The organism is Rhizobium laguerreae (assembly GCF_019778565.1).
Taxonomy (GTDB): Bacteria; Pseudomonadota; Alphaproteobacteria; order Rhizobiales; family Rhizobiaceae; genus Rhizobium; species Rhizobium laguerreae.
Map to the genome: position 1 here is coordinate 350562 of NZ_JAAXQT010000003.1, position 16546 is coordinate 367107.

20 protein-coding genes and 1 pseudogene are annotated in these 16546 nt (G+C 61.1%); 7 read left to right on the forward strand and 14 right to left on the reverse strand.

What is annotated here, in order from left to right; genetic code table 11:
• Positions 1 to 10 precede the first annotated feature (10 nt).
• Both HFO71_RS12280 and HFO71_RS12285 read right to left on the reverse strand, forming a co-directional pair.
• Positions 11 to 1027, reverse strand: a complete 1017-nt coding sequence (locus HFO71_RS12280; RefSeq protein WP_077976091.1) for a glycosyltransferase family 2 protein — start codon at positions 1025 to 1027, stop codon at positions 11 to 13.
• A 137-nt stretch (positions 1028 to 1164) separates the two neighbouring features.
• The gene (locus HFO71_RS12285) at positions 1165 to 2658 is read right to left on the reverse strand and encodes an ArnT family glycosyltransferase (RefSeq protein WP_077976092.1); all 1494 of its coding nucleotides are present in this window, start codon (positions 2656 to 2658) and stop codon (positions 1165 to 1167) included.
• A 164-nt stretch (positions 2659 to 2822) separates the two neighbouring features.
• On the opposite strand from HFO71_RS12285, the gene HFO71_RS12290 reads away from it, so the two are divergent.
• Positions 2823 to 3785, forward strand: a complete 963-nt coding sequence (locus HFO71_RS12290; protein WP_077976093.1) for a lysylphosphatidylglycerol synthase domain-containing protein — start codon at positions 2823 to 2825, stop codon at positions 3783 to 3785.
• On the opposite strand, the gene HFO71_RS12295 is transcribed toward HFO71_RS12290, so the two are convergent.
• From HFO71_RS12295 to HFO71_RS12310, 4 genes are read right to left on the reverse strand one after another with little or no spacing between them, the layout of a single operon-like run.
• Positions 3756 to 4994 carry an RNA polymerase sigma factor gene (locus tag HFO71_RS12295; RefSeq protein ID WP_221988143.1) on the reverse strand — a complete coding sequence of 413 codons (1239 nt, stop codon included), beginning with the start codon at positions 4992 to 4994 and terminating at the stop codon, positions 3756 to 3758. The genes HFO71_RS12290 and HFO71_RS12295 overlap by 30 nt on opposite strands.
• A gap of 9 nt (positions 4995 to 5003) precedes the next feature.
• On the reverse strand, positions 5004 to 5363 hold the full coding sequence (locus tag HFO71_RS12300; RefSeq protein WP_025393898.1) for a YciI family protein: 360 nt from the start codon (positions 5361 to 5363) through the stop codon (positions 5004 to 5006).
• Positions 5364 to 5365: 2 nt separating this feature from the next.
• Positions 5366 to 5725: a YciI family protein gene (locus tag HFO71_RS12305; protein WP_025393899.1), complete on the reverse strand. Its 360-nt coding sequence runs from the start codon at positions 5723 to 5725 to the stop codon at positions 5366 to 5368.
• A gap of 10 nt (positions 5726 to 5735) precedes the next feature.
• Positions 5736 to 6092: a YciI family protein gene (locus HFO71_RS12310; RefSeq protein WP_077976095.1), complete on the reverse strand. Its 357-nt coding sequence runs from the start codon at positions 6090 to 6092 to the stop codon at positions 5736 to 5738.
• Between the two features lie 152 nt (positions 6093 to 6244).
• On the opposite strand from HFO71_RS12310, the gene HFO71_RS12315 reads away from it, so the two are divergent.
• A complete protein-coding gene (locus tag HFO71_RS12315; protein ID WP_025393901.1) occupies positions 6245 to 6463 on the forward strand; it encodes a hypothetical protein in 219 nt (72 codons plus the stop codon).
• 9 nt (positions 6464 to 6472) lie between these two features.
• Here the strand turns inward: HFO71_RS12315 and HFO71_RS12320 are convergent, their stop codons facing one another.
• From HFO71_RS12320 to HFO71_RS12330, 3 genes are all read right to left on the reverse strand, one after another.
• Positions 6473 to 7975, reverse strand: a complete 1503-nt coding sequence (locus tag HFO71_RS12320; RefSeq protein WP_077976097.1) for an AMP nucleosidase — start codon at positions 7973 to 7975, stop codon at positions 6473 to 6475.
• 87 nt (positions 7976 to 8062) lie between these two features.
• A complete protein-coding gene (locus tag HFO71_RS12325; RefSeq protein ID WP_020049280.1) occupies positions 8063 to 8242 on the reverse strand; it encodes a hypothetical protein in 180 nt (59 codons plus the stop codon).
• Between the two features lie 273 nt (positions 8243 to 8515).
• A complete protein-coding gene (locus tag HFO71_RS12330; RefSeq protein WP_025393904.1) occupies positions 8516 to 8854 on the reverse strand; it encodes a DUF2147 domain-containing protein in 339 nt (112 codons plus the stop codon).
• A gap of 443 nt (positions 8855 to 9297) precedes the next feature.
• Between HFO71_RS12330 and HFO71_RS12335 the strand changes: the two genes are divergently transcribed.
• Positions 9298 to 9567 (forward strand): SEL1-like repeat protein, encoded by a 270-nt coding sequence (locus tag HFO71_RS12335; RefSeq protein ID WP_077976098.1) that lies wholly within the window; start codon positions 9298 to 9300, stop codon positions 9565 to 9567.
• A 141-nt stretch (positions 9568 to 9708) separates the two neighbouring features.
• Here the strand turns inward: HFO71_RS12335 and HFO71_RS12340 are convergent, their stop codons facing one another.
• The 3 genes and pseudogenes from HFO71_RS12340 to HFO71_RS12350 all read right to left on the reverse strand — a co-directional run bounded on the left by HFO71_RS12340 (position 9709) and on the right by HFO71_RS12350 (position 11968).
• Complete coding sequence (locus tag HFO71_RS12340) at positions 9709 to 10824, reverse strand: pyridoxal phosphate-dependent aminotransferase (RefSeq protein WP_077976099.1); 1116 nt, start codon at positions 10822 to 10824, stop codon at positions 9709 to 9711.
• Between the two features lie 104 nt (positions 10825 to 10928).
• Positions 10929 to 11330 (reverse strand): hypothetical protein, encoded by a 402-nt coding sequence (locus tag HFO71_RS12345; protein ID WP_003546879.1) that lies wholly within the window; start codon positions 11328 to 11330, stop codon positions 10929 to 10931.
• Between the two features lie 241 nt (positions 11331 to 11571).
• Positions 11572 to 11968: pseudogene (locus HFO71_RS12350) on the reverse strand (DUF2177 family protein).
• Positions 11969 to 12124: 156 nt separating this feature from the next.
• Here HFO71_RS12350 and HFO71_RS12355 point away from each other — a divergent pair.
• Positions 12125 to 12571: a baeRF12 domain-containing protein gene (locus tag HFO71_RS12355; protein WP_077976282.1), complete on the forward strand. Its 447-nt coding sequence runs from the start codon at positions 12125 to 12127 to the stop codon at positions 12569 to 12571.
• 210 nt (positions 12572 to 12781) lie between these two features.
• Here the strand turns inward: HFO71_RS12355 and HFO71_RS12360 are convergent, their stop codons facing one another.
• The gene (locus HFO71_RS12360) at positions 12782 to 13648 is read right to left on the reverse strand and encodes a LysR family transcriptional regulator (protein WP_077976100.1); all 867 of its coding nucleotides are present in this window, start codon (positions 13646 to 13648) and stop codon (positions 12782 to 12784) included.
• Positions 13649 to 13740: 92 nt separating this feature from the next.
• Here HFO71_RS12360 and HFO71_RS35820 point away from each other — a divergent pair, with 92 nt between their 5' ends.
• On the forward strand, positions 13741 to 13992 hold the full coding sequence (locus tag HFO71_RS35820) for a hypothetical protein (protein ID WP_077976101.1): 252 nt from the start codon (positions 13741 to 13743) through the stop codon (positions 13990 to 13992).
• On the opposite strand, the gene HFO71_RS12365 is transcribed toward HFO71_RS35820, so the two are convergent.
• Positions 13943 to 14275: a hypothetical protein gene (locus HFO71_RS12365; protein WP_077976102.1), complete on the reverse strand. Its 333-nt coding sequence runs from the start codon at positions 14273 to 14275 to the stop codon at positions 13943 to 13945. The two genes, HFO71_RS35820 and HFO71_RS12365, sit on opposite strands and share 50 nt — an antisense overlap.
• Before the next feature lie 354 nt (positions 14276 to 14629).
• On the opposite strand from HFO71_RS12365, the gene HFO71_RS12370 reads away from it, so the two are divergent.
• Both HFO71_RS12370 and HFO71_RS12375 read left to right on the forward strand, forming a co-directional pair.
• Positions 14630 to 15070, forward strand: coding sequence for a glyoxalase superfamily protein (locus HFO71_RS12370; protein WP_077976103.1), 441 nt, complete (start codon positions 14630 to 14632; stop codon positions 15068 to 15070).
• Positions 15071 to 15155: 85 nt separating this feature from the next.
• Positions 15156 to 16517 carry an MATE family efflux transporter gene (locus HFO71_RS12375; protein WP_221988145.1) on the forward strand — a complete coding sequence of 454 codons (1362 nt, stop codon included), beginning with the start codon at positions 15156 to 15158 and terminating at the stop codon, positions 16515 to 16517.
• The last annotated feature ends 29 nt before the right edge of the window (positions 16518 to 16546 follow it).

The window sequence follows — 16546 nt, forward strand, 5'->3', positions numbered from 1 at the left end:
TGCTGCCGGCTTAGGCTTGGCTTTGATCGTCGAAGATCTGCCGCACGATGTAATTCGGAGAGGCATCGTCGCGGTAATAGGTGCGCGCGATCATTTCCGCCAGGATGCCGGTGGTGATCATCTGCACCGACGACAGCAGCAGCACGACGCCTACCATCAGCATCGGTCGCGTGCCGATGTCGTTGCCCAGGATGAACTTGTCGAAGCTGAGATAGAGCAGGATCAGCATGGCGAGCGCGCCGAGGCCCAGACCCAGCGAACCAAAGAAATGCCCCGGCCGCGCCTTGTAGCGCATGAAGAACATCACTGACAGCAGGTCGAGGATGACGCGAAAGGTGCGCGAAATACCGTATTTCGAGACGCCGTGCTCGCGGGCATGGTGGGTAACGGCCATCTCGCCGATGCGCGAGCTCGGCACGACCCCGGCGACCCATGCGGGGATGAAGCGGTGCATCTCGCCCATCAGCTTCACCTGCTTGATGATCGAGGCACGGTAGATCTTCAGGCTGCAGCCGTAATCATGCAGCTTGACGCCGGTGATGCGGCCGATCAGGTAGTTGGCGCACCAGGAGGGGATCTTGCGCAGGAACAGGCCGTCCTTGCGGTTCTTGCGCCAGCCGACCAAGAGGTCGAGTTCACGCCGTTCCAGCTCGGAGACCATCGAAGGAATGTCCTTCGGGTCGTTCTGCAGGTCGCCGTCCATCGTCGCGATCAGGCGGCCACGGGCGGTATCGATGCCGGCCTGCATGGCGGCTGTCTGGCCGAAGTTGCGCTGCAGCTCGACGATCCTGAGCGCCAGCCCCTCGCGTCCGACATACTTGCGGGCGTTGACGAGCGTCGCATCCGTGCTGCCGTCGTCGACGAGGATCAGCTCCCAGCGATGGGGGTAGCTGACCATCGCAGCCGCGACGCGTTCGACGAGCGGGCCGACGCTTTGCTCTTCGTTGAAAATAGGCACGACCAGCGACAGTTCGAGCGATTGTACCGGATCATTCGTACCGCGAATGGGCTCTACGGTTGTCTGCAACTTTCATCTCCAAAAGGCCGGACAGCCGAGCAATCTTTAATGCTGCCGCCGCACTTGCGGAAGGCTACTACATGAAGTGTCCGCCGGTTGCCAGCGGGCAATGCTGGTTTCCCGCAATCGGCTGATCTGCCGGGGCGCTATTTCGCGCCGCCTTCCACCCAGGAGTAACCAATGGAGAAGCTGCGTTTGCCGTCACCGAAGAGATAGGGCAGCGTCAGCGTCTTCAACTCTTGCAGATGAATGCCCGATCTCACCAGGTCATTGGCGAAGCCGGGGGAAATTGTTGGATCATCTGCGGTCTCGCCGCGCCAGATAACCAGCACCGGCCCCTTCGCGTCAGCATATTGGGGAACTCCGGGACCGGGAAAGAACGGGATCACGACGGGAATATCGGGAAATCTCAGCCGCATGTTGCCGGCCACGAACTTGGTTCCCGCCACGATGAGAACCGGCTTGCGGGTCGCGGTCAATTCAGCCACATAGCCGGAAAAGGGTACGTTCGTTCTCGTGTAAGTGCCGATATATTGAATGCCGACGATCCGGAAGAGAAGGATCGACAGGATGACGACCATGAAGACCGGCACCACGGGTCGGAAGCGGGCAAGGCCGGCGGAGAGATCGAAGCCTGCGGTTTCCAGTTTCAGGAACAGATAGATCAGCAGGACGAGCAGGCATGGGTCGAGCCAGCGCTCGTGGATGTCGCTCGCGCCGGCGAAGAGGACCACGCCGACGAAGGCGAGCAGGCTGATGACCATCATCCGCTCGATCACCCGGATCATCGGGCTGGAAGCGGAGAGCGCGCGAAAGAAGTCGCGCCGGAAGGCGGCAGCGATCAGAACGATCGGCAAAGCGACGAAGCCGAGGACGGCGATCACAAGAGACAGCAGTCCTTGGCCGATGCGGGGGAGGCCGGCCGGTGCCAGGTCTTCGGCAGTCATCCGCTCGAGCGTCGGCGCGGAGGCGCTGACGAGGTTGTCAGGCAGCCAGAGCGCATGCGGCAGCACGATCAGAATGGCGAGAACGGCCGCCGGCAGCAAACGCCAGTCGATGAGACGGCTGCGCCATTTCCGTTCCGGCAGCACGGCGATGAGGGCGGCAAATGGCAGGATGGCGAAATTATACTTCGAGATGAGCCCGATGCCGGTGGCGATGCCGATGAGGAGATAGGTCCCGATCGTCGGCTGGCGCAGCGTGCGGAAAAAACCGAAGAGGAAGAGCGAGGTCGCAAACAGCAGAGCAACCGTATGGGTCAGTTCGCGTTGCGCCATCAGGCCGACCTGCGGCAGGGTAATCAGGCTCAGCATAGCGAGCGCTGCGAGCGAACGGCTCTTCAGCACCTCGCGGGCAGCAAGCCCGTAGAAGAGATAGCAGCCGAAGAGAATGATGTTCTTCGGCACCGAGAGCACCCACATCGATATGCCGGTCACCGAAACGATGGCATATTGGATCCAGTTGTAGAAGGGCGGTTGCGGACCGTAGCCGGCAAGCAGATATTGCGAGTAGAAGGATTGCTCCGCCTCGTCGAGATCGAGTGTATGCGGCAAGGCGATGCGAAGCGCGATGTTCAGCAGGAAATAGGCTGCCAGAAAAATGCTTGCGCTCGTAATGCTTTTGGTAATCCGCTCCAACATCGTCTCCACGTCAAGCCGGCAAGGCGCCGTCACGGCGCTCGCAGAGTAGAAGCGTGTTCGCCGCCGCCATCAACTCCGCCGTTGTGCGCAACCTTCATTTCTCCTAAAACGCCTGGCGACGGAACCGAGACCTATGCCGACGCCAAGCGAGGAATGCCTACTACATGAAGAGTTCGATCGTTGAAAGCCGGCAATCCTGGTTTATGCGCAATCGCATGACCGTTCTGACGGCTGTCATCGTCGCAGCCTATGGCCTCTTCATCCAATGGTTCTGGGGTTGGCCCGTCATCATCAGGCAGTGGGCAGATGTCGGCGCAGGTCCGGTGATCGCTGCGCTGGTGCTGCTGACGAGCACCTATTTCCTGCGCACCTGGCGCATCTATGATTATTTCCCGAACGAGACAGCCGGCCGGTTTGCGACCCTCTTCCGCGTCACGCAGATCCATAATCTCCTGAACATCATGCTGCCTTTCCGAACTGGCGAAACCAGCTTTCCGCTGTTGATGCGGACCGAATTCGGCATTCCGCTGACGCGCGGGACCTCGGCGCTGTTCGTCATGCGACTGCTCGACCTGCACGCGCTTCTGGCCGCCGCTGGCATCGGCTTTGCCGTCGCTTCAGCCGATGCCGCCGTTGCCTGGTCGCTCTGGACTGTCTTCCTGCTGCTGCCGGTCGCGGCCTTCGCCGCCCGCAAGCCGCTGCTGCGCCTAGCCGCCAGACTGCTGCCGAACAAGGCGCAGAAATTCGTCGCCGAGATCGAAAACGGCTTGCCGCTCGATGCCGTCGCCTTTGCGCGTGCCTGGGCGATGACCATCGTCAACTGGCTGGTGAAGGTGATGGTGCTCGCCTGGGCCCTCGGCCTGATGGGCGTTCTGCCGATGGCGGCAAGTTTCGGCGGCGCGCTCGGCGGCGAGCTCTCCTCCGTGCTGCCGATGCATGCGCCGGGCGGCGTCGGCACTTATCCGGCCGGCATCACCGCCGGCGCCATCGCCTTGGGCGCATCGAGCGAACGGCTGGCCCTGGCCGCGCTGGCGCAGGCGAGCGTCAATGCCCACCTGCTGATCATTGTCTCGGCGCTGACGGGAACGGCGATCTCACTACCGCTCGGACGTCGTGGCAAGCTCTGAAATCCGCTTTCTCAGAAACGCCTGCTCCGGCTCCTGCCGGCAGAGAGACAGCGCTGTTTGATAGGCCGCAATCGCCTCTTCGGTGCGGCCGAGCCTGCGCAGGAAATCGGCACGCGCCGAATGGGCAAGGTGATAGGCCTCAAGCTCCTGGCGCCCCAGAATGGCGTCGACCAGATCCAGCCCCTCTGCCGGTCCTTCGGCCATCGAGATCGCCACGGCGCGGTTGAGCTCGACGATCGGAGAGGGCTGCGCCGCCAGCAGCAGATCGTAATAGAAGGCGATCCGCCGCCAGTCGGTCTCTTCGGCAGCCGGCGCCCTGGCATGCTCGGCGGCGATCGCCGCCTGCAGCGTATAGGTGCCGATCTCTCCCGCTTCCATCGCCGCGGCGAGCAGCGCCAGGCCTTCCATAATCTTCGCATGATCCCAGAGCGAGCGGTCCTGATCGGCAAGCAGCACCAGCGATCCGTCTCCGACGCGGCGGGCGGTGCGACGGGAATCCTGCAGCAGCATCAAGGCCAGCAGGCCGGAGACGTCGGGATGCGGCAGCAGCGCCAGAAGCAGTCGCGCCAGACGGATCGCTTCTGCGGTCAGGTCGGCGCGGACCACCTCCTCGCCCGAAGAGGCGGAATAGCCCTCGTTGAAGACGAGGTAGATGACGTGCAGCACCCGGTCGAGTCGCGGCGGCAGCGCCTCGCGGCCCGGCACCTCGTAGGGGATCTTCGCCGCCCGAATCCTGCCTTTGGCGCGCACGATCCGCTGGGCCACCGTCGGCGCCGGAATGAGGAAGGCACGGGCGATCTCTTCAGTGGTCAGCTCGCAGATTTCCCTCAGCGCCATCGCCATCTGCGCATCGGCCGGGATGAGCGGATGGCAGCAGGTGAAGATCAGCCGCAGCATGTCGTCCTCGATCGGTTCCATGTCGCCGATCTCCGTTGCATCGGGCGTGTAGAGGCTGTCTTCGATATGATGCTGCGAAGCATCGAAACGCGCCCGCCGTCGGATCGTGTCGATCGCCTTGAAACGCCCTGTCGAAACGAGCCAGGCGAAGGGATTGCCGGGAATGCCGTCCGTCGGCCATGTCCGGGCGGCGGCGGCAAAGGCGTCGTGAAGCGCCTCCTCCGCCCGGTCGAAATCGCCGAGCAGACGGATCAGCGTCGCCAGCACCCGGCGCGACTGAGTTCGGTAGGTTTCTTCGATGATGCTTTCCAATCGGGCTCCTCAGTCTGGCAGGGTCAGCGTCCGCACGGGCCTCAGTTCGACCGCGCCGTAACGGGCCGACGGGATTCGCCCGGCGATCTCTTTGGCCTTGACCATGTCGGGCGCCTCGATGACGTAGAAGCCGGCCAGATGCTCCTTCGTTTCGACATAGGGACCGTCCGTGGCGGAGAGCGTGTTGTTGCGAACGCGCAGCACGGTCGCCGTGTCAGGCATCTCCAAGGCATCGGAGTGGATCATGATGCCTTCGCGGCTCAGCTCCTCATCGAAAACGAAATGCGCTTTGATAAGTTGGGCGGTTTCATCAGGCGTCAGCGTTCCGTCCGTGTCGGTGCTGTTATAAATCAGGCAGATGTAGCGCATCGCTATTTCCCATCCTCAATGGAGTAAGTCGGGCGCACTTCGATCGAGCAATATTTGAGGATCGGAAAACTCGACACGATCGTCCTCGCCTCCTCGATAGTCTCGGCTTCGATCAGCAAAAAACCGCCGAGGTGCTCTTTGATTTCGGCAAATGGGCCATCGGTCGCAAAGGCTTCGCCATTGCGCAGGCGGACCGTGATCGCCGTTGACGGGTCATGCAAGGCGAGCGCCACCAGCAGATGGCCGCTCTCGCGCCAGCGATTGTCGCTGATGATGCACTCCTGTGTCAGCGCATCCCATTCGGTCTGAGGGACCAGCTTGCTTTTTTCCGTGTCGAACCAGATCTGGCATAGAAATTTCATTGGTCTCTCCTCATTTAGCTCCGAATTCGTGGATTGGCCGTACCTCGATCGCGCCGAGCCTGGCGAGCGGGATACCGGCGGCAATGCGGATCGCTTCGTTGAGATCCTTTGCCTCGATCAGGATGAAGCCGCCGAGCGCCTCCTTCGTCTCGGCGAAGGGACCGTCCGTCACCGACATCTCGCCATGACGCACCCGTACGGTCACCGCCGATTTCGGCGGCTGCAGCGCCTGGGCGACGATCATATGCCCGCTATCGACGAGGTCCTTGTCATAATTCAAGGAATTGGTATCGAGTTCGGTCTTTTCCTCTTGCGTCATGGCGTCGAGTACCCCGCCATCGAACCAGACCTGACAGAGATATTTCATCGCGGCAGCCTCCTTGCTCTGTTCCCATAAACATGGACGAACGAACTGCATGCATTTCGACAGCGCCGCGAAAAAAAATGTGCGGACGAGGTGTCGAAATCGCAAGGCAGCACTCGACAAGGCTTCATCGAAACCCGTCGAGGAGAATGGAAATGAGCATTCTTGAAATCGCTCTGGCAAGCCAGATCTGGGCACGTCGCAACGAGAAGCGTCAGCTGGTAGTACTCGACGATGCCGATGTGCTGAAGGTTCTCCTGCGCATCGCTTTCGTCGTGATGGCGTTCACCCTGCTGATATCAGGGCTGAATCTTGCCGCCGGTAGGCCGCAGATGCTGGCCGAGGGTTCGGCGCCTGTCGTGACGGGCAGATGAGGAAACGGCCTATTGGAAGGCCGTTTCGAAGAAGCTGCGCAGCTTGCGTGAATGCAGCGCTTCCTTCGGCATGGCGGCAAGCTTCTGGACGGCGCGGATGCCGATCTGCAGGTGCTGGTTGACCTGCGTGCGGTAGAAGGCCGTTGCCATGCCCGGCAGCTTCAATTCGCCGTGCAGCGGCTTGTCGGAGACGCAGAGCAGCGTGCCATAGGGCACGCGGAACCGGAAGCCGTTGGCGGCGATCGTTGCCGATTCCATGTCGAGCGCGATGGCTCGCGCCTGGGAGAGCCGCTTCACCGGCCCGCGCTGGTCGCGCAGTTCCCAGTTGCGGTTGTCGATCGTGCCGACGGTACCGGTGCGCATGATGCGCTTCAGCTCGAAACCTTCATAGCCGGTGATTTCGGCCACGGCTGCTTCGAGCGCCACCTGCACTTCGGCCAGCGCCGGGATCGGTACCCAGACCGGCAGGTCGTCGTCGAGGACATGGTCCTCACGCATATAAGCATGGGCGAGAACATAGTCGCCGAGCCGCTGGCTGTTGCGAAGACCGGCGCAGTGGCCGAGCATTAGCCAGGCATGCGGGCGCAGCACGGCGACATGGTCGGTGATCGTCTTGGCGTTGGAGGGGCCGACGCCGATATTGATCATGGTGATCCCGGCATGGCCCTTCTTCTTCAGATGGTAGGCCGGCATTTGCGGCAGGCGGGTGAGGGTAGCATCCGTTTCCGGCGCGTTCGAGCCGGGAAGGGTGACGACATTGCCGGGCTCGACGAAGGCGGTATAGCCGTCGCCGCCCTCCGCCATCAGCTTGCGCGCCCAGCCGCAGAATTCGTCGATATAGAACTGGTAGTTAGTGAACAGCACGAAATTCTGGAAATGCTCGGCATGCGTCGCCGTATAATGCGACAGCCGGGCGAGCGAATAGTCGATGCGTTGCGCGGTGAACGGCGCCAGCGGCGAGGGCTCTCCCGGCGGCGGGATATATTCGCCGTTGGCGATCTCGTCGTCAGTGGTGTTGAGGTCGGGCGTGTCGAAGATATCGCGCATCGGAACGTCGATGAAGGCGTTGGTCGATGCTTCCACATGTGCACCTTCGCCGAAGGCGAAGTGGAGCGGGATCGGCGTCGACGATTCTGAGACGACGATTGGAACATTATGGCTCTTCATCAGCAGCGACAGCTGCTCCTTGAGGTAATGCTTGAAGAGCTTCGGCCGGGTGACGGTCGTCGTGTAGATGCCGGGTGCCGTGACATGACCGTAGGAAAGCCGCGAATCGACATGGCCGTAGCTTGTCGTCTCGATGCTGACCTGTGGATAAAATGCGCGGTAGCGCGAGGAGATCGGAGCGCCCTGCGCAAGTTCGCTGAAACTCTCGATCAGGAACGCCGTGTTGCGCTCGTAAAGCGCTGTCAGCGTCTCGACCGCCTTGGCGGGATCATCGAAGCTCTGAGGCTGGAAAGGCGGTGGAGAGGATGTGTCGAGGGGCGACAAAAGAGAGATTCGTTTGTTCATGACGCATTATAGAGAGTTGTTCTTGACAAGCAAACGACGCGCGCCGGCGGAATTCGATTTTTTATCTCCTTCCGTGTCTGATGCCAGTCACCGCACCGTCGGCGCGCAGAAGGTACCGTTTCTCTCCAGGCAGGTATAGCTCGCCCCGAAATGCGACTGCGCACCGCCGCCGCCCTCATGCACCACGACTGCCGAAAACGTGATCGCAAAGATCGCCGCAAACAGCGTGATGATGCTGAGGCGTCTCGCCATAATATAGTGGTTCATTGCCTTGCCCCCGATACGCAACTCTATCGTGAGAAGAGTTTTGGCATGCGATGGCTGAACGAGTGCTGAGATGCCGGTTCATCAGCCGTTCAGCTTGCCGGACAGGCTCGGCCAGGTTGCGGAGAGAGGATCAGGAAGGATTCGCCGGGGAGTTCGACGCCATTCGACTGCGCCGGTGGCGTAGCGGAGGAGGCCGCAAGGGGCTTCGAAGCATGCCGCCGCTTCGTCGGCATGCTTCTGCATTTGGGATCGTTGCGCAGGTGCCCTATGGCCTCAGAGCCGCGTCCAGGTTTGAGACTTGCAGAGGATCTTCATCACGCAGCCCTGCATCCTCAGCGAATTGCCGGAAATCTTGCCCGAGCCGCTATAGGTCTTCTCGGCGGCCGGGTCGGTGATCTCGCCGGCATAGCTGCCGCCGGTTCCCGCCAGCCTGCCGATCTTCCGGCCGGCATATTTACCGGTCTTCAGTGTCACGCAGTAACTGCCGCCGCAGGATGCGATCACCGCCGTATCACCGGCGGCCGTCTTCCAGTTGCCGACGATCGGCTCCTCGGCATGCGCGATACCCGCGATGACTGTTATGACGCCGGCGAGAACGAAGCTGCGGATCATCTTTTCCTCCATGATGTCCTTGATCTCCGCGAAAATAACTGACGCGAACGTAAAGGTAAACAGGGTCAATCGCTATCAAGCTGACCGGCTGAAAAATGCGAGAAAAAGCCATTCGTCCAGCTTAGAAAGAGATCGCCTGCTGATTTCATGATGAACGATCCGTTTATTTTCAAATCTGAATCTTTCGTAAAATTCGCTCGAAAATCCTTAATTCGCAGGGAGTCCGATGTTTAACGAAAATCCAATTTTACCAAGTGTTTGCACTTTGTTTGTCTCAAATTAATCATGCATTTTAGGCGTTTTTTGAAAGCCGTTTGGCATAGTGAACCCATCAAACGAGCGGGGCAAACCCGCCGGACCGAAAGGGCCGCAAGCCGCGATAGACGGCAAGGCCTAGAGGTAAAACAGGGTCAGTCATAAACAGGCTAACAGGGATAAAACCGATGGCACGCTTTGAAATGCACGATGCTGAAACGGCCACCATGGGTGGCGACAACAACAGCGCCGATGTCTTCTGCGAGATGGGTCTGATGTATGCGACCGGCCGCGGCTGCGAAGTCGATCTCGTCGCAGCCCACAAATGGCTGAACATCGCCGCAATCAAGGGCAACGACCGCGCCGCCGAGCTTCGCGCCGACGTGGCCGCCGCCATGGACAAGATGCAGCTCGCAGCAGCGCTGCGCGCCGCCCGCGAGTGGATGACGGTTCACTAGCTAACACCGTCTCCGATCAGGCATTTGACAAGAGCAGCAATAACAACCTCAAAAACAGGGGCTGGCGGGGCGCTTTGGACGGGGCCGACGCCGGGAGAACGGAACCGCGACCGGATCCTCCACCGGCCGCGGTTCTTCGTTTTATCGGCTGATCTGTTTCAGCACCTGCGGCAGCGCTTCTTCGAGCAGCGCCATATCCGTCTCCGGCCCGACGCTGACGCGAATGCAGCGATTGAGCGGCGCCACGCCAGGCATGCGGATGAAAACCCCGAGATCCATCAGCCCGTCGACGATCGCCCTGGCATAAGCGCCGTCGCGGCCGGCGTCGATCGCCACGAAATTCGTCGCCGAGGGCAGCGGTTGAAGGCCGTTCGCCCGGGCGATGCCGCCGATCCGCTCCCGCGCCGCATGGATTTTCCCGACCACCTCGACGAGATAGGCCTGGTCCTTCAGCGCCGCGAGCGCTGCTGCAGTCGCCAGCCGGTTCATGCCGAAATGATTGCGGATCTTGTCGAAGGCCTGTGCCGTGCCTAACGTCGAGATCGCGTAGCCGGTGCGTGAGCCGGCAAGCCCGTAGGCCTTGGAGAAGGTGCGGGTGCGAACGACGTTCGGCAGCTCGATGAGCGAGGAGATCGACGGCAGCGAACCTGCCGGCCCCGTCTCGCTATAGGCCTCGTCGAGCACCATCAGCGTCGTCTCGGGCAGCGCACGGGCGAAAGCGAGGATGCTGTCGGCATCCCACCAGCTTCCCATCGGATTGTCGGGATTGGCGAAATAGACGAGCGGCGCATTCTCGCGCCTCACCGCATCGAGCAGCCCGTCGAGATCCTCGCGGTCGTTTGCGTAGGGAACGGTTACCAGCCGGCCGCCGAAACCGGCGACATGGAAATTGAAGGTCGGATAGGCACCGAGCGAGGTAACGACGGGCGCCCCCGGCTCGATCACCAGCCGGACGATCTGGCCGAGCAATTCGTCGATGCCGCTGCCGATGGCGATATTGGCGGCCGAGACGCCGAGTTGGGCGGCAAGCGCTTCCCGGAGCGCGAAATTCTCCGGATCATTGTATTTCCAGATATTGCCGGCCTCCTCGCGCATCGCGGCAAACACGGAAGCGGCTGGGCCGAAGCCGTTCTCATTGGCGCCGATACGCGCCGAAACGGCAAGCCCGCGCTGGCGCTCGATCGCCTCGGGACCGACGAAGGGAACTGTGGAGGGCAGGGCGCTGGCAAGAGGTGTGAAGCGCGAAAAGGCGGACATGCGAAGGCGGTTTCCCGGACATATTGACAATCGGCGCAACAATAGGCCCGGGCACGGCCAACGCAAGCAAGATTATTTCTGCAATAAGCCTGTTATGGGCCGGTTCACGCGCGGAAGATCGGCGCACGTCGGGCGTCGATTGCTTCCATGTTGCCGATCATGAAATCGGTGCGGACGACGCGGCGCAGAACCTCGGGGTCCATGATGTTGATGAACCGCACCCCGATGCGTTCTTTGTGGCGATAGACCTCGGCGCAGCCGATCCGGTAGGCGAGACCGAGAATGTTGAGATAATAATGCTTCGGCAGACCGGCGGTGGTCGATACGATGAAGGTGGCGCCGCCCTGCGAGATATCGATGATCTCGGCGCTTCGCATCGACACACCGGTCAGGCACGGGCGGACGGCGACGATGCGGGCGGGTCGCTTGACGTTGAACTCTTCCCAGCGCAGGTCGTAGACAGCGGATTTGACCGTGGCAAGGTGTGTAGCGCGGAGCATAGTCATTCACATTCTCCGTCAGACAGTGCACATTTGGGGTCTTGATCACGAGCAAGCTGGTCTTGATCACGAGCAAGCTGGTCTTGATCTCATTCAAGCTGGGGTCTTGCTCCAACCAAGGTCACATGAATGTTTTGCACATTCGTCAAATATAAAATTACAATTTTAACGAGTTTAAACTTTGTTTCCAAGCGGGACGCCCGATGTCCATTTTCGGGACGCGGGCTTGCATCTCCAGGCTCCCGTTTCAGCCAAAAAATCTGACCGCGAAATATCTACCGGCGGCAGTCAGCGCCGTCAGAGCCGTGCCCCAGGCCATGTCGACCAGGCTCATGGCGAGCGGCCAGTTGCGAAGCGTGGCGAGATTGGTGATGTCATAAGTGCCATAGGCCGCCAGTTCCAGAATGGCACCGTGGAGAACGCCGTGGCGATAGAGCCCGCCGACAGCGCTGGCAGCACGGCACTGCGGCGGCGAAGAACAGGTAGAACAGTGCGCCGACCGCCAGATTGGGCGAGGGCAGCATCAGCGCTCCCAACTGGTCGCGGTAGAAGTTGCGGGCGATGAGGCCGAGCCATATCCCGTCGCAGATGAGAAGAGTGAGAAAGGTGCCGGCATAGGCAAACAGCGCTGTCTTCGTCGTCAATTTACCGAGCTTAGCCTTTCTACGCGGCCAAGGCCGACCGGATCGCCGCCCCGTTCGATTTCGGCGCAATTTTCCCGAACTCTTTCAATGGCCGAGCGTTGTGCCTTGATCGATGAAGCACGGCGCGCTTCGAATGACGACAGCGAGGAGTTGAAGATGACCGACGTCAAAATCCCTTGGAAATCATGGGTCGTGGTCTGCAACGGAGCCAAGGCTCTGATCATGCAGAATGCCGGCGATGCCCAGCTGATGAAGCTGAAGGTGCTGGAAACTCTAACGCAGCCGAGCGAGCCAGACCGCGAGATCGGCACCGACAAGCCCGGCCGCAGCCATGCCGCCGATGGCTTCAGCCGCAGTGCTGTGGAGGAGACCAACTGGCAGGATCAGGCCGAAGCCCAATTCTTGAAACAAGTCGCAGAAAGGCTGGATGAGCTGTCGCAGGAAAAGGATGTCCGCCGCATCGTCCTCGTTGCGCCGCCGAAAGCACTCGGCGCGCTGCGGCCGGCGCTCAGCGCCGATACGCAAGCAGCGATCTCCGTGGAATTGGCGAAGGACTATACCAATATGCCGGTCGATGAGATCGAGCGGCATCTCGCCGCCTGAACCAGTAGAGCAATTCCAGGAAAAGTGTGAAGCGGTTTTCCGTCCGGAATTGCGAAGAACCAGTAGAGCAATTCCAGGAAAAGTGTGAAGCGGTTTTCCGTCCGGCATTGCGTAAGAACAGAAGGCTAGAGCGGTTATGCGCTTCCCGTGAAGCTGAACCGCTCTAGCACAACCTGAGGAAACGCGGGTCGAGAGGCCCGCGTTTTCGCGTCACGCGGACGGTTTCTGCCCGGCAAACAGGACTTCATGATCGGCAAAGAGCGCCGCCAGGCGGTCGATGACGATCCTGACCTCCGGCCTTTGCCGCTCGTCGTCATGCGCAACGATCCACATGTCGTAGGTCAGTTCGTCGATGACCGGTCCGGCGCGGACGAGCCTGCGCTCCTGATCGCCGATGAAACAGGGGAGCACGCCGCGGCCGGCACCGCCGCGGATGAGGTAAAAGAGCATATGCGGCGTGTTCGTCCAGCTGGTGATCCAGGAATCCGGCTGTTCGAACGTCCATTTGTCCGCCGGCGTGATGGCGGTATCTGTGCCGAGCGAGATCCAGTTGCAGTTTTTGTCGTCATAGCCGGCCGCCTGATAAGCCGCATGCGCCACCTTGACCGAACGGCGGATCGCGACGTTGCCGCTCTCTGGCCGGCTGTGGCGAATGGCGATATGCGCCTCGCGATAGGTGAAATCGACGGTCGCATCGCAGGTCTTGTAGCACATGCGGAAGCTGTCCTTCGGCGTCCAGACGCTTGCCAGATGGTCGGCGACGAAGCGCGAGGTCCAGCTGTCGGCGGCCGTCGAGACGATCGGCAGTGTCAGCACCTCGCCGCGCCAGTCGGAGATCGCACGCGCCGCATCCTGCATCAGCCGGACGCGATCGAGCAGTTCCTGCCCGTCCTTGGCGAGCAGATAACCGGTGGGGCCGCGGCTGAACAGCGAGCGGCCGGTCACCCGTTCGAGCGCCAGCATGCGCCGGCCGATCGTCGGTGCGCTGAGCCCGGTGCGCGTCGCCGCCGCCGAAAGCCCGCCGCCGGTCGCAACATGGAAGAAAAGCTGCAAGTCGTCCCAGCTCGCATCTTTCATGGATGAAAACCCCCTTTCCCTAGCGCCTCTACATCGGAGGGGCGCGAAGGCTTAGCTCAAGTGCCTGAGCCAAATAGATGGAGGATCGAGCAATGGATCTCAACTGGATTGTTCTCTTTAAGGAAATCGAAAACGGCAATCGCCGGATCCGCCATGATCCCTTGGCCGATCCACTCGAGCGTCCGGAATGGCGCGGATTTCTCTGGGCCGTTTCGATCATCGCGCGTCTCGCCGCAAGACGGAGCGGCGAAACAAAGGCGACGCGCCGCGATGATTCACGGATCGGAAAAAGCCTCAGGTTTCGAAGTTCAATCGCAACACGTGGTGCAGGAATTCCGGATTGATCAGCATGTTGAAGCTGATCGTCACCGATTCGCCTTCGCGCTTGACCACGGTCGCACCGATCTCGTCATGGATGCCTAGGATTTCGAGAAAGAAATGGCTCGGTATTTCCAGGTTCGGGCTGACTTCAAGCAATGCGCCGGCAAGCGTGATCGTGCGGATCAGGCAGCGCACCTGGGTTCCGGTGCTGAGGTGATGGCCGACGAAGATGATGTTGCCGGGCCTGTCGAGGTTGAATTCCCTGTAGGCACGTTCCGGCTTGGGGTGTTCTGTGTCGAGGTGCATCTGAAAGGCCCTTTTAGCCTCCGCTTGTAATACGACAGGATATTAGCCGAAGAATGCTGACATTTGCTGAAGAACACCGTTAAGATTGAATGCTTATGTGAAAGCCGCGGGAAAATCGCACCGATTTCGTGCAGATTTGCTCCAAAGCTGCGCATTCCTGAAGCAGATGCGTCATTCTTGACATGTCGGTGGCGTTCGCGCATACAAAGGCCGGTTCGAGGCACCGGCCGCTCGCGGATGAAAATCCATGGTGAAGTCCTCGCGATCATGGTCACGGCCCTTTGTGCATGCTGACTGGCGGCAAAGCGAGCTACCATCCGCAGTCGAAGAGCATGCCTTGCGAAGGCTCACGCCATGACGACGACCTATCCTGCCATTGATGAATTGAAGGCCCAGGCCAGGCGCCTGCGCCAGGCGATGAACGATCGCGGCACCCCGCTGACCCACAGTGCGGCGTTGGAAATGATTGCCCGCCAGCACGGCGTGCGCGATTGGAACACGCTCGCGGCCCTTGCGGCAAAGCCCAATGCTAGCCCGAAGACGCCGCTCTTCGTCGGCGCGCATATTCGCGGCCGTTATCTCAATCAGCCGTTCACCGGCGAAGTACTGGCGCTTTCGGCCCTGCCGGGCGGCGATCTCCACAGGATCACCATCCATTTCGGCGAGCCGGTGGATGTGGTTACCTTCGAGAGTTTTTCCGCCTTTCGCCAGCGTGTGAACGCGCAGATCGACGCCGACGGCGTGTCGCCGCGGAAGACATCGAACGGCGTGCCGCATCTGGTGCTCGATCTCTAATTTGCTCTCATCCTTTTGAGGCTGTCCGGATACGCAGGATTTTTAAGCCGGATCGGGCCTCGCCCGCTATTGCACGGATTTCTCCATGACCGATCTCTCTCAAGGCAATGCCTTTCTCACCGGCTGGCTGCCGGGCGTCTTCATCAAAACGGCGGCACCGATCGTCACGATCACCACCGTCAACGGCCTGTTCACCGTCGTCGACGCCTATTTCCTCGGTGCCTATGTCGGCCCGGACGCGCTCTCTGCCGTCAGCTTGATTTTCCCGGGGCTGATGCTGCTGGTCGCCCTGCAATCGCTGGTCTCGAATGGCATGGCGAGCATCCTCGCCCGCCGGCTCGGCGCCGGCGATCGTCAAGGCGCGCGTCGGGTGTTTGCCGGCGCGCATGCGCTGGCGTTCGCCGTTACCCTCATCCTCAATCTGGTCCACTGGAAGGTGGGCAGGCAGATCATCGATGCCGGTGCCGCCGGCAATGCTGCCGTGGCCGATGGCGCCATGCTGTTCATGGGCGCGATGATCGCCTGTGCGCCGGTCGGCTTCTTCCTGTCGCTGCATCTCGATGGGCTGCGCTGCGAAGGCAAGATCGGCTTCATGACACTGGTGACGCTGTCGGCCTCGCTGCTCAACATCCTCGCCAACTGGCTGTTCATGGCGGTGATGCATTGGGGCGTGCTCGGTTCGGCAGCTGGCTCCATCGCATCGCAATTCGTCTGCCTCTCAGCCGTGCTCGCCTATCGCTGGCGCCGGCCGGCGGCACTGAGGCCTTCCCCGGGGTTGGCTCTTGCAGAATGGCGCGGCATCGTCGCCTTCGGCGCACCGATGAGCCTCGGCTTCATCGGCATATCGCTGGCCTCGGCCGCCATTCTGCTCAACGTCTCGCTCTGGAGCACGCATGACTACGTCGCGACTGTTGCCGCCTACGGCATCATCACCCGGATCATGACCTTCACCTATCTGCCACTGCTCGGCCTCAGCATCGCGCTGCAGACGATCGTCGGCAACAATCACGGTGCCGGCCTCGGGCTCCGCGTCGGCGGCAGCCTGCAGATCGCCATGGCGCTCGTCTATTGCACCCTGGTGGAGATCACCGTCGAATTGCTGGCCGGCCGGATCGGCGCCGTCTTCGTTGCCGATCCGGCGATCATTGCCGAGGTCAGGCGCATTCTGCCCTGGACGATCGGCGCCTATTTTCTCTTCGGGCAGATGCTGATCCTGTCGTCCTATTTCCAGTCGATCGGCGATGCCCCGCGCGCGGCGATCTTCGGCCTGTCGCGGCCCTATCTGCTCACCCTGCCGCTCACCTTCCTGCTGCCCTTCGTCTTCGGCGAGCAGGGGATCTGGATGGTGCCGGTCTTTGCCGAGGCAGGCATGTTCATCCTTGCTTTCCTGGTGCTGTCGCAGAACGCCAAACGCCGCGGCTGGCGCTACGGGCTTCTGCCCGCCTGAGACGGAAAAGCCGCGCTAGGGAGCGCGGC

What these genes read in the sequence shown, in the direction of transcription:
- HFO71_RS12285 (WP_077976092.1), bottom strand. Translation starts at nt 2,658, where the DNA reads ATGTTGGAGCGGATTACCAAAAGCATTACGAGCGCAAGCATTTTTCTG.
- HFO71_RS12290 (WP_077976093.1), top strand. Translation starts at nt 2,823, where the DNA reads ATGAAGAGTTCGATCGTTGAAAGCCGGCAATCCTGGTTTATGCGCAAT.
- HFO71_RS12300 (WP_025393898.1), bottom strand. Translation starts at nt 5,363, where the DNA reads ATGCGCTACATCTGCCTGATTTATAACAGCACCGACACGGACGGAACG.
- HFO71_RS12305 (WP_025393899.1), bottom strand. Translation starts at nt 5,725, where the DNA reads ATGAAATTTCTATGCCAGATCTGGTTCGACACGGAAAAAAGCAAGCTG.
- HFO71_RS12310 (WP_077976095.1), bottom strand. Translation starts at nt 6,092, where the DNA reads ATGAAATATCTCTGTCAGGTCTGGTTCGATGGCGGGGTACTCGACGCC.
- HFO71_RS12315 (WP_025393901.1), top strand. Translation starts at nt 6,245, where the DNA reads ATGAGCATTCTTGAAATCGCTCTGGCAAGCCAGATCTGGGCACGTCGC.
- HFO71_RS12320 (WP_077976097.1), bottom strand. Translation starts at nt 7,975, where the DNA reads ATGAACAAACGAATCTCTCTTTTGTCGCCCCTCGACACATCCTCTCCA.
- HFO71_RS12325 (WP_020049280.1), bottom strand. Translation starts at nt 8,242, where the DNA reads ATGAACCACTATATTATGGCGAGACGCCTCAGCATCATCACGCTGTTT.
- HFO71_RS12330 (WP_025393904.1), bottom strand. Translation starts at nt 8,854, where the DNA reads ATGATCCGCAGCTTCGTTCTCGCCGGCGTCATAACAGTCATCGCGGGT.
- HFO71_RS12335 (WP_077976098.1), top strand. Translation starts at nt 9,298, where the DNA reads ATGGCACGCTTTGAAATGCACGATGCTGAAACGGCCACCATGGGTGGC.
- HFO71_RS12340 (WP_077976099.1), bottom strand. Translation starts at nt 10,824, where the DNA reads ATGTCCGCCTTTTCGCGCTTCACACCTCTTGCCAGCGCCCTGCCCTCC.
- HFO71_RS12345 (WP_003546879.1), bottom strand. Translation starts at nt 11,330, where the DNA reads ATGACTATGCTCCGCGCTACACACCTTGCCACGGTCAAATCCGCTGTC.
- HFO71_RS12355 (WP_077976282.1), top strand. Translation starts at nt 12,125, where the DNA reads ATGACCGACGTCAAAATCCCTTGGAAATCATGGGTCGTGGTCTGCAAC.
- HFO71_RS12360 (WP_077976100.1), bottom strand. Translation starts at nt 13,648, where the DNA reads ATGAAAGATGCGAGCTGGGACGACTTGCAGCTTTTCTTCCATGTTGCG.
- HFO71_RS35820 (WP_077976101.1), top strand. Translation starts at nt 13,741, where the DNA reads ATGGATCTCAACTGGATTGTTCTCTTTAAGGAAATCGAAAACGGCAAT.
- HFO71_RS12365 (WP_077976102.1), bottom strand. Translation starts at nt 14,275, where the DNA reads ATGCACCTCGACACAGAACACCCCAAGCCGGAACGTGCCTACAGGGAA.
- HFO71_RS12370 (WP_077976103.1), top strand. Translation starts at nt 14,630, where the DNA reads ATGACGACGACCTATCCTGCCATTGATGAATTGAAGGCCCAGGCCAGG.
- HFO71_RS12375 (WP_221988145.1), top strand. Translation starts at nt 15,156, where the DNA reads ATGACCGATCTCTCTCAAGGCAATGCCTTTCTCACCGGCTGGCTGCCG.